Origin of the sequence: Rhodoblastus sp. (assembly GCF_052145335.1) — a bacterium.
In the GTDB taxonomy this organism is placed as follows: Bacteria; Pseudomonadota; Alphaproteobacteria; order Rhizobiales; family Beijerinckiaceae; genus Rhodoblastus.
Genome location: NZ_JBKQOU010000263.1, coordinates 1 through 4,330, shown reverse-complemented (window position 1 = coordinate 4,330; position 4,330 = coordinate 1). Strand labels below are relative to the sequence as shown.

The following is a 4,330-nucleotide window of genomic DNA, read 5'->3' as shown; positions in this document are numbered from 1 at the left end:
TTCTCGAATCCAACGCGGATGCGTGGATGCGGATTGTCCAGATTATGGCGCTCATCACGCCCAAGGGCGAGCGGCAGGCACGTGGAGTTCTGCATGAGGGAAAGCGCGGATTGGGTCAGGCTCTCTGTGATGGCGGCTCAGCCGACTGGCCCGGTGCGGGAGAACCGCGCCCCCTCCTCTCGGAGCAACGGCTGGCGCGCCTGCTTGCGGCGCCCGTCGAACAATACGGCGATGCCCTGACGCGGATCGCCCATATGCTCGCGGCGAGCCGCGCGCGCGAAAGCGGAGTCAATTGCATCGACATCGCCGTCTTGCTTCTGTCCCGTGACCTTGGCCGCAGCCTGCAAAAAATCGCCCGCGATTATTACCGGCGTCTCGATTCCGCCGTCCATCATTCCGAACATGAGGAAGTTGCCCAATGACCGCCCCGCGTTTCCTGCAAATTCATACTCTGCACTCTTATGCCGCCGCGCTGCTCAATCGCGATGATTCCGGCCTCGCAAAAAGGCTCCGCTTTGGCGGCGTGTCGCGCACGCGCATTTCTTCGCAATGTCTCAAGCGCCATTGGCGTTTGGCTCGAGAAGTGAATTCGGAAGGCCAGGTTGTCAGAGATGACCCACACGCATTGCAGCATCTTGCAAATTATGTGGATTCATCGCGCTCGCGCGAACTGGTGACGGAAAAAGTCATAGCGCCCTTGAAGGGCAAATATCCCGACGATGTTGTGGCCGCGCTTGAACCGGAATTTCAAAAGTTGGTCTATGGCGACAAGGCGGACAAAGGCAAGAAGAACCGCCAGACGCTGCTGCTTGGCGAGCCTGAGTTGAACTGGCTGGCGCGGGAAGCCGAAAGGCTGGCCAGCGAATCCGGCGATGTGGCGGCCGTGAAAAAAGCTGTTTCGGACTGGGTCAAGGACAAGAACTACAAAGCGATGGCCGAAAACGCCGCCTTGCCGGGCGGCCTCGTCGCTGCCCTGTTCGGCCGCATGGTGACGTCCGATCCCGCCGCCAACATCGACGCGCCGGTTCATGTCGCCCATGCTTTCACCGTACATGGCGAAGAAGCCGAAAGCGATTATTTCACCGCCGTGGACGACCTGAAAAAGGACGACGACGACAGCGGCGCAGACACCATCCAGGAAACGGAACTCACCAGCGGCCTTTTCTATGGTTATGCGGTCATCGATCTGCCTGGGCTGATCACCAATTGCGGCGACGACGCTGACTTGGCCAGTCGTGTCGTTCATCATCTTATCCATCTGATCGCCGAGGTCTCTCCCGGCGCAAAGCTCGGCTCGACGGCACCATATGGCCGCGCTGGGTTCATGCTGCTCGAGGCAGGTGACCGCCAGCCACGCAGCCTCGCGGAAAGTTTTCGCAAACCCGCGCACCCGCGTCTGGATGCGGCGGTGGAAAAGCTGAAGGCGCAGCTTGGAAAATTCGATCAGGCCTATGCAACGGGCGAAAGCCGCCTGTGCCTAAATCTCTCCGATGTCGCGCTGGAGGGCGTCGGCGACGCTTCGCTGGCGGAGCTTGCAATGTGGGCCGCGATTAAGGTGAAGGAAGCGACCCATGCCTGACCAATGTTGGCTCGCACTGCGACTTGAGGCGCCCTTGCTCGCCTTTGGCGGCGTAACGATCGACCATGTCGGCGTCACTCGCGATTTCCCCGCTCAATCCATGCTTGCCGGGCTTTTGGCCAACGCGCTGGGATGGAAGCGCACCGACTGGGAGAAATGTCAGGCTTTGCAGGATCGTCTGGTCTTCGCGGCGCGTCAGGGCCGGGAGGAACTGCCCGCGCCGTTGACCGATACTCAAAATGCGCGGCTGGAAAAGAACGACAAAGGCTGGACCACTTGGGGCGAACCTGAGGGGCGCGCTGGCGCAAGTTACAACGCGCCGCATCGACGTCGGCGCGATTATCACATGGATGCCTGCGTCATCGTCGTGTTGCGGCTCGAGCCGGTCGCCGCGCAACCGGACCTCGACGCGCTCGCCGCTGCGCTGCGTCAGCCCGCCCGACCGATTTTCATTGGCCGCAAACCCTGTTTGCCTTCGTTCCCGGTGCTCTGGCCGGATTTCATCCTGGCGCCCACCGCCCACGCGGCCTTGGCGCAAATCGCGATGGATGACAGCGCGCCGAAAAAGCTGCGCGCGATCTGGCCGGTCGGCGAAGGCCCGGACGACGGCGACGACGTCTGGCGCATCGTCGATCTGCCTGATTTGCGCAATTGGCGCACCGGACTGCACGGTGGCGCACGCCGGATCGTCGAAGGCGTCGTCACGGCTCGGGAATTTGCCGCATGACCGAATTCCAACTCATTAGTCTTCCGGTCGAACTCAGGTCGCTTCGGCGCTGGGCGGCGGCGCGCGGTTTCAGCGCTGACGAGGGGCGAGGCCTGCATCATCTGCTTTCGGAAACATTCGGCAAGGGGGCCCTGCAGCCATTCCGGCTGATGGCGCTGCCGGGCGCAGCCAGCGGCGTAATTTACGCTTATGCGCAGTCGGACGTCACGGCGCTCAAACAAGTGGCGCAGGAATGCGCGTTGCCCGACGCGCTGGCGGTTTGCAACCTTCAGGAATTGGCTGGCAAAACCATGCCAAATGCTTGGAGGGAAGGGCGTCGCCTCGCCTTTGACCTTCGCACGCGACCCGTAAAACGGCTTCTGAAGCCTGCCGGTGTTTTCCCGAAGGGCGCGGAAGTCGACGCTTTTCTCGTCGAGGCGCTGCGTGAGCCTCCGGAGGGGAACCCGGAAATCGATGCGGTTGACCGCGAGACGGTCTATCGACGCTGGCTTGTCGAAAGGCTGAGCGATGCGGCGCGGCTGGAACTGGCGCGAATGGTCAGTTTCGAACGCAGAGCCGTTTTGCGCGGTGGCCAATCACGCGAAGGTCCTGACGTCACTTGGCATGGCGAACTCACAATTCTGGACGGCGGCGCTTTCGCCGAGCGTCTGGCCAAGGGCGTTGGCCGTCATGCGGCCTATGGCTATGGCATGCTGCTGTTGCGGCCAGCGCGATAGGAAGGCCATCATGCTCTCGGGGCGGCTCGGACTGGAAAAGTCGCGTATTCCCCACGCGAATCGGCATGGTCTGATTTGGCTGGAGCGCGGTCGGCTGGATGTCGAAGACGGCTGCCTTCGTTTCGTGACCGCCGGTGGCGCTGAATTGCCGGCGGGCTCCTACCAAATTCCGCATCAGGCGGTTTCGATTTTCCTTCTCGGGCCGGGGTCGAGCGTCACCCATGACGCGCTCCGGCTGTTGGCGCGGCATGGTTGCGCGTTGGCCGCCGTTGGCGAAGGTGGTGTGCGTATTTACACGGCGCCGCCCTTGGCGCCGGACACATCCGCTGTGGCGCGCGCGCAGGTCAAGGCTTGGGCGGATCCCCAGAGCCGCATGGAAGTCGCGCGCGCCATGTACGCCATTCGTTTCGATGAAATTGTCCGAACGCGCGACATTGAGGTTTTGCGCGGACAGGAAGGCGCGCGCATAAAGCGCGCGTATCAACTCGCCGCCGAGAGCCACGCTGTGACTTGGCGGGGGCGCAATTATGACCGTCAAAATCCTGAAGCGGGAGATTTGCCCAATCAGGCGATCAATCACGCCGCAACGGCGATGAGCGCCGCGGCGGCGGTGGCGGTCGCCTCGGTGGGCGCTATTCCCCAACTTGGTTTCATCCACGAGGACTCCGGGCAATCCTTCGTTCTCGACATCGCGGACCTCTATCGCCACGACGTCGTGCTGGACATAGCCTTCGGCGCTGTTCGCGAGGCGATGAAAAGCGGTGAAGCGGTCGAGCGGGTGACGCGCCGGCGCGCAGCGCAACTGATGCGGCAGCGTCTGGTTATTCCGACAATGATCGACCGGATCAAATTGCTGCTCGGCGTCGAAAGGGCCGAGGCTTCGCCAGTGGCAGGAGACGGCTGATGCCAATGGTCGTTGTCATCACGCGTGACGTCGAGCCGCGCTATAGAGGCTTTCTCGCTTCGACAATGCTGGAACTGGCGCCCGGCGTCTATTCGCACCCGCGCATGAGCGCTGGCGTGCGGAACCGGATCTGGGACGTTTTGTCAGACTGGCACAGCCAATTGCATCGCGGCGGCATCGTCATGACCTGGGCGGAAAAAGGCGCCCACGGCGGCCTCGGCCTCGCCACTCTCGGCGAGCCTCCAAAGGAAATTGTCGCCTATAACGCGATGCTCTTGGTGCGCCACCCATTGCCGCAGCCAAAAAAAATCGGCTGAGGGCTTTTATCGCTGTTTGACATCGTTTATTGCTTATTCAAAGCCTTAGCAGCAAGAGGCTCCCCCGCACCTGCGGGGATAGACCCC

Annotated in this window: 6 protein-coding genes; all 6 read left to right on the top strand. The window is 62.1% G+C overall.

Features of this window, described 5'->3' with window-relative positions; translation table 11 throughout:
- The coding region (locus tag ACLP2E_RS16595; RefSeq protein WP_442466563.1) for a hypothetical protein at positions 1 to 422 on the top strand (422 nt) is incomplete at its 5' end.
- Positions 419 to 1,579: a type I-E CRISPR-associated protein Cas7/Cse4/CasC gene (cas7e, locus tag ACLP2E_RS16590; protein WP_442464287.1), complete on the top strand. Its 1,161-nt coding sequence runs from the start codon at positions 419 to 421 to the stop codon at positions 1,577 to 1,579. The genes ACLP2E_RS16595 and cas7e, both read left to right, overlap by 4 nt.
- Positions 1,572 to 2,306: a type I-E CRISPR-associated protein Cas5/CasD gene (cas5e, locus tag ACLP2E_RS16585; protein ID WP_442464286.1), complete on the top strand. Its 735-nt coding sequence runs from the start codon at positions 1,572 to 1,574 to the stop codon at positions 2,304 to 2,306. The genes cas7e and cas5e overlap by 8 nt, the downstream gene beginning before the upstream one ends.
- Positions 2,303 to 3,022: a type I-E CRISPR-associated protein Cas6/Cse3/CasE gene (locus tag ACLP2E_RS16580; RefSeq protein ID WP_442464285.1), complete on the top strand. Its 720-nt coding sequence runs from the start codon at positions 2,303 to 2,305 to the stop codon at positions 3,020 to 3,022. The genes cas5e and ACLP2E_RS16580 overlap by 4 nt, the downstream gene beginning before the upstream one ends.
- A 10-nt stretch (positions 3,023 to 3,032) precedes the next feature.
- Positions 3,033 to 3,926, top strand: a complete 894-nt coding sequence (cas1e, locus tag ACLP2E_RS16575; protein WP_442464284.1) for a type I-E CRISPR-associated endonuclease Cas1e — start codon at positions 3,033 to 3,035, stop codon at positions 3,924 to 3,926.
- Positions 3,926 to 4,243 carry a type I-E CRISPR-associated endoribonuclease Cas2e gene (gene cas2e, locus ACLP2E_RS16570; RefSeq protein WP_442464283.1) on the top strand — a complete coding sequence of 106 codons (318 nt, stop codon included), beginning with the start codon at positions 3,926 to 3,928 and terminating at the stop codon, positions 4,241 to 4,243. Before cas1e ends, cas2e begins: the two co-directional genes overlap by 1 nt.
- Positions 4,244 to 4,330 lie beyond the last annotated feature (87 nt).

What these genes read in the sequence shown, in the direction of transcription:
- cas7e (WP_442464287.1), top strand. Translation starts at nt 419, where the DNA reads ATGACCGCCCCGCGTTTCCTGCAAATTCATACTCTGCACTCTTATGCC.
- cas5e (WP_442464286.1), top strand. Translation starts at nt 1,572, where the DNA reads ATGCCTGACCAATGTTGGCTCGCACTGCGACTTGAGGCGCCCTTGCTC.
- ACLP2E_RS16580 (WP_442464285.1), top strand. Translation starts at nt 2,303, where the DNA reads ATGACCGAATTCCAACTCATTAGTCTTCCGGTCGAACTCAGGTCGCTT.
- cas1e (WP_442464284.1), top strand. Translation starts at nt 3,033, where the DNA reads ATGCTCTCGGGGCGGCTCGGACTGGAAAAGTCGCGTATTCCCCACGCG.
- cas2e (WP_442464283.1), top strand. Translation starts at nt 3,926, where the DNA reads ATGCCAATGGTCGTTGTCATCACGCGTGACGTCGAGCCGCGCTATAGA.